This is a genomic window from Ruegeria sp. CI1, assembly GCF_056536925.1.
This window is the reverse complement of record NZ_JBQFQP010000029.1, coordinates 1-4,311: the sequence shown is the minus strand read 5'-3', so window position 1 is coordinate 4,311 and position 4,311 is coordinate 1. Positions and strand designations below refer to the sequence as shown.

Annotated in this window: 7 protein-coding genes; 4 read left to right on the top strand and 3 right to left on the bottom strand. The window is 57.9% G+C overall.

Annotation, left to right across the window (positions count from 1 at the left end; genetic code table 11):
* Both ACR0LZ_RS21090 and ACR0LZ_RS21085 read right to left on the bottom strand, forming a co-directional pair.
* On the bottom strand, nucleotides 1–254 hold a 254-nt coding region (locus ACR0LZ_RS21090), incomplete at its 3' end, for a hypothetical protein (protein WP_480752207.1).
* Nucleotides 255–306: 52 nt separating this feature from the next.
* Nucleotides 307–1,020 carry a uroporphyrinogen-III synthase gene (locus ACR0LZ_RS21085; protein ID WP_480752205.1) on the bottom strand — a complete coding sequence of 238 codons (714 nt, stop codon included), beginning with the start codon at nucleotides 1,018–1,020 and terminating at the stop codon, nucleotides 307–309.
* Nucleotides 1,021–1,116: 96 nt separating this feature from the next.
* On the opposite strand from ACR0LZ_RS21085, the gene tsaD reads away from it, so the two are divergent.
* Genes tsaD through ACR0LZ_RS21065 form a run of 4 tightly spaced genes read left to right on the top strand, consistent with a single transcriptional unit; the run spans nucleotide 1,117 to nucleotide 3,866 of the window.
* Entirely contained in the window at nucleotides 1,117–2,214 is a 1,098-nt protein-coding gene (gene tsaD, locus ACR0LZ_RS21080; RefSeq protein ID WP_480752203.1) for a tRNA (adenosine(37)-N6)-threonylcarbamoyltransferase complex transferase subunit TsaD, read from the top strand.
* Nucleotides 2,211–3,173, top strand: a complete 963-nt coding sequence (locus tag ACR0LZ_RS21075; protein WP_480752201.1) for an NAD(P)H-dependent glycerol-3-phosphate dehydrogenase — start codon at nucleotides 2,211–2,213, stop codon at nucleotides 3,171–3,173. Before tsaD ends, ACR0LZ_RS21075 begins: the two co-directional genes overlap by 4 nt.
* A gap of 1 nt (nucleotide 3,174) precedes the next feature.
* Nucleotides 3,175–3,444: a YciI family protein gene (locus ACR0LZ_RS21070; RefSeq protein ID WP_480752200.1), complete on the top strand. Its 270-nt coding sequence runs from the start codon at nucleotides 3,175–3,177 to the stop codon at nucleotides 3,442–3,444.
* Nucleotides 3,444–3,866, top strand: coding sequence for an EVE domain-containing protein (locus tag ACR0LZ_RS21065; protein WP_480752198.1), 423 nt, complete (start codon nucleotides 3,444–3,446; stop codon nucleotides 3,864–3,866). The genes ACR0LZ_RS21070 and ACR0LZ_RS21065 overlap by 1 nt, the downstream gene beginning before the upstream one ends.
* Nucleotides 3,867–4,166: 300 nt before the next feature.
* On the opposite strand, the gene ACR0LZ_RS21060 is transcribed toward ACR0LZ_RS21065, so the two are convergent.
* Nucleotides 4,167–4,311 (bottom strand): adenosylhomocysteinase (locus ACR0LZ_RS21060; protein WP_480752209.1); only part of this gene is annotated, 145 nt, incomplete at its 5' end.

Sequence of the window (4,311 nt, the reverse complement as noted above, 5' to 3'; positions counted from 1 at the left end):
TCGGCTTCGGCTTCGGCTTCGGCTTCGGCTTCGGCTTCGGCTTCGGCTTCGGCTTCGGCTTCGGCTTCGGCTTCGGCTTCGGCTTCGGCTTCGGCTTCGGCTTCGGCTTCGAAGGTCAAATCTTCCGAGGCTGTAGCATCGTCAACGGTGTTTTCAGTCGCACCTGCCGAAAAGTGCGAACTCTGGTCGTCGGTTGCGTCATCTGTTGCAGGGATCGCGTCGTGGTCTTCATCAGTCTTCTTTTTGCCGGCCACCGTCAGCTCCCCCTTGATTCTCAAATACTTAAAACCCACAGACCAATGCAGGTTAATCCGCGTTCCGAGCGCTCTCAACCCGCATACGATCACTCACAAGTTTTTTAATCGCGGCGCGCATTCCTTCGGCGTTTGGATTCTTGCTAACAACCAGACCCAGAATATTCAACGATTCCATTGGCTTCGCGGCTGCTTCACTTATTGCCGCCGCCCATAGCGGGGCCGTGCCTTCCCAATGATCGGCAAAATGTCGCGCGGTTCTTGGGGAGAAGATCGGGGCCAGCACGGGTTGATCATCAACCATCGCCGCGCGTGCCGCATCAGAGAATCCAAGCTGTATTTGTCGGTAAACAACCTGCTCCTCCGTTGGCAATCCGGAATTGGAAAGAGTTACGGCGACATCGCCGAGACCGTGTTCGCCTCTCAAATGCAACAGTGGTCCTTTGGGTCGGCGGGAAACCAGGTCCGCGATCAACTCTTCTGCCGTTTCGCCGGCCATAATTGCCTGCCACCCTTCTTTGTTTGCGGCGTCAGTTGTCGCCGGGCCCACGCAGAAAGCCGGACATTGTCGGTCACCTGACAACCGCGCCGTAGCGGCGACACCGTTTGAAGATGTGAAGATGACACCTGCGAAACGGCCAAGGTCAATATCCTGGCCATGTGGTTGGATATCGATAAGCGGAGAAATAATGACGTCTACATCCGCCGACAAAACCGGAAGCAGTTGCGCTGCAAACTTTTCAGAGGCGGCGCGGGGGCGGGTCATCAACAGGCGTATGGGCAAAGCGATCAGTCACGGGATTGTTTGAATGCGCCCGGGGTGATACCCCGGCTTTCGATCATGATGCAACGGTTCGGGTCGATGGCGCAAACTTTAACGATACTTGGGCTGGAAAGCAGCTGCGACGATACTGCAGCGGCCGTCGTGCGTCACACCGAGGGAGAACCTGCGCAAATCCTGTCTTCAGTCGTTTATGGCCAGACCGAATTGCATAGCGCCTTTGGCGGCGTTGTGCCTGAAATTGCAGCTCGGGCACATGCAGAGAAACTGGATGTTTGCGTCCGTCAAGCCCTGGAGGATGCTGGTCTATTTCTAACAGATATGGATGCAATCGCGGTGACTGCCGGACCGGGGCTGATCGGTGGCGTCATGTCAGGAGTGATGTGCGCCAAGGGCCTGAGCGCTGCTACCGGCCTGCCGCTGATCGGAGTAAACCATTTGGCCGGACATGCGCTTACGCCGCGCCTGACCAATGGAGTGGACTATCCTTATTTGATGCTTCTGGCGTCCGGAGGACATTGCCAATATCTGATCGCGCACAGCCCGGACAGGTTCACCCGTCTGGGTGGCACGATCGACGACGCGCCGGGCGAGGCCTTTGACAAAACCGCCCGTCTGCTGGGACTGCCGCAACCCGGTGGGCCTTCGGTCGAGGCCCAGGCTAAAACGGGAGATCCCAAGCGTTTCCGCTTTCCCCGCCCCCTGCTTGATCACCCGGATTGCAACCTGTCCTTTTCCGGCCTCAAGACTGCCCTGATGCGGATGCGCGATCAGATCGTTGGAGAAAAAGGCGGGTTGACCCGGCAAGACCGCGCCGACCTGTGTCGGGGTTTTCAAGATGCTGTTGTCGACACATTGGCCGAAAAGACTCGACGTGCCTTGGCCCTGTATCTGAAAGAAGGCCCGGCGGATCCCGTTGTCGCCGTGGCAGGGGGTGTTGCAGCGAACTGCGCGATTCGCGCTGCGTTAGAGACCGTTTGCCTAGAGCATAGTGCCCGTTTTATCGCTCCACCCCTGCATCTTTGCACTGACAACGCCGCCATGATTGCTTATGCCGGGATGGAGCGATTTCGGGCAGGTGTGTGCGACGATCTTAGTTTGACCGCCCGCCCGCGATGGCCCTTGGATCAATCCAGCCCTGCCTTGCTGGGCAGCGGCAAAAAGGGGGCCAAGGCATGAGTATTGCTGTGCTGGGTTCGGGGGCGTTTGGAACAGCGCTTGCGATATCGCTTTCCGGTAATGGTCGGGTAACCCTGTGGTCCCGTTCGGAAGAACAGGCGGATTTGATGCGAAAATCCCGCGAAAACGCCCTCCGCCTTCCCGGGGTGTCGTTACCCGACACGCTGAACATCACCTCGGATCTTTCCGAAGCGGCGGCCAATAAAACCCTGTTGTTGGCGATCCCCATGCAAAGACTGCGTCGGGCGCTGACCGACCATGCCGAATGTCTTTCCAGTCACCTGTTGGTTGCGTGCTGCAAGGGAATCGAACTGAACACCGGTGTGGGTCCGCTTTCGGTCATTACCCAGACGTTACCCAACGCCCGCCCCGCCCTGTTGACCGGCCCAAGCTTTGCCCGTGACATAGCAAAGGGCCTGCCAACCGCGCTGACACTGGCCTGTGTGGATGCGGATTTGGGAGCAACACTGCAATCCGAACTCACAACCTCGAATCTGCGGCTGTATCGCACGACGGATACGGTCGGCGCGGAGCTCGGCGGTGCATTAAAGAACGTTATGGCGATCGGTTGCGGCGCCTGCATCGGAGAAGGCATGGGAGAAAGCGCGCGCGCAGCTCTTTTGACACGCGGCTTTGCCGAGATGCAGCGGTTCGCCAGCCTGAAAGGCGCCCGTCCCGAAACTCTCATGGGGTTGTCCGGTCTGGGCGATTTGGTGCTGACCTGCTCTTCGGAACAATCCCGCAACTATCGGTTCGGCCTGGCCCTTGGCCGCCACGAAACATTCGACAGCGCAACAACGGTCGAAGGCGTCGCAACCGCCCGCGCCGTGGCGCAGCTTGCAAGCGAACAAGGCCTCGACATGCCTATCAGCACGGCCGTAGCCGAACTAAGCGGCGGTGAATACAGCGTCGCCGAAGCCATTCGATATCTACTCAACCGACCCCTCAAGGAGGAATGACATGCTGATTGCCCTGATTGCCCGGGACAAGGATGGTTCCCTGCAAACCCGGCTTGACAATCGCGCCGCCCATCTCGCCTATATCGAAGAGACCGGTGTGGTGTCGCAGGCCGGTCCCTTGCTGAACGGTGACCAAATGGTCGGTTCGCTGATCGTTCTGGATGTCGAAGACTTGGCCGAAGCCCAAAGCTGGGCCGACAACGATCCTTATGCCAAAGCCGGGCTGTTCCAATCCGTCGAATTGATACCGTGGAAAAAGGTGATCGGCTGATGGCCTATTGGTTGTTCAAATCCGAACCCTCGACCTGGAGCTGGGATCAACAACTCGCAAAGGGGGAGGTGGGCGAAGAATGGGACGGCGTGCGCAACTATCAGGCCCGCAATTTCATGCGCGAGATGAAGTTGGGAGACCGGGGCTTCTTTTATCACTCACAAACCGAAAAAGCGGTGGTCGGCATTGTCGAGGTTTGCGCCGAGGTTCATCCGGATAGCAAGGCCGACGATCCACGCTGGGAATGCGTCGACATCAAGGCGGTACGTCCGTTTGAAGCCGCGGTTACGCTGGATCAGATCAAGGCAGATGAGGCTTTGTCGGATATGATGCTGGTAAAAAACTCACGACTGTCCGTGCAACCTGTAACCGAAGCGGAATGGCGACGGGTCTGTGCGTTAGGGCAGACGATGCCGGATTGACGCGCTTCGCTGATGGCACGGATCGACTGGTAGCGCGAACTTAATTTTTGCCCGAATAGCGCTGCTCGCGAATTTGGGAAGGTCCTGACGCATCAGAACCTTCCCCACCCCGCGTGCTCCCATTTCACCACACGCGTTTTGAAAACTCTGGTCCTGACCGTCCTGGTCTTAGTTCGCTTCATAGCCGATCCAGTGTCACTTGGGCAAACCCTAAGTACCTAAAATATATGTCAAATCTTCCAATAAACGAGAAACGCCGCCGAAATGCTCCGGCGGCGCTCAAGGTCGATTTTGGTCGGATCAATAGCGGTAGTGGTCTGGTTTGAACGGGCCCTCCGGCTTGACCCCGATATAGTCCGCCTGATCGGCGCGCAGTTGGGTCAGCTTGACACCAATCCGATCCAGATGCAGACGCGCAACCTTCTCATCCAAGTGCTTGGGCAGA

What these genes read in the sequence shown, in the direction of transcription:
- ACR0LZ_RS21070 (WP_480752200.1), top strand. Translation starts at nt 3,175, where the DNA reads ATGCTGATTGCCCTGATTGCCCGGGACAAGGATGGTTCCCTGCAAACC.
- ACR0LZ_RS21065 (WP_480752198.1), top strand. Translation starts at nt 3,444, where the DNA reads ATGGCCTATTGGTTGTTCAAATCCGAACCCTCGACCTGGAGCTGGGAT.
- ACR0LZ_RS21075 (WP_480752201.1), top strand. Translation starts at nt 2,211, where the DNA reads ATGAGTATTGCTGTGCTGGGTTCGGGGGCGTTTGGAACAGCGCTTGCG.
- tsaD (WP_480752203.1), top strand. Translation starts at nt 1,117, where the DNA reads ATGGCGCAAACTTTAACGATACTTGGGCTGGAAAGCAGCTGCGACGAT.
- ACR0LZ_RS21085 (WP_480752205.1), bottom strand. Translation starts at nt 1,020, where the DNA reads ATGACCCGCCCCCGCGCCGCCTCTGAAAAGTTTGCAGCGCAACTGCTT.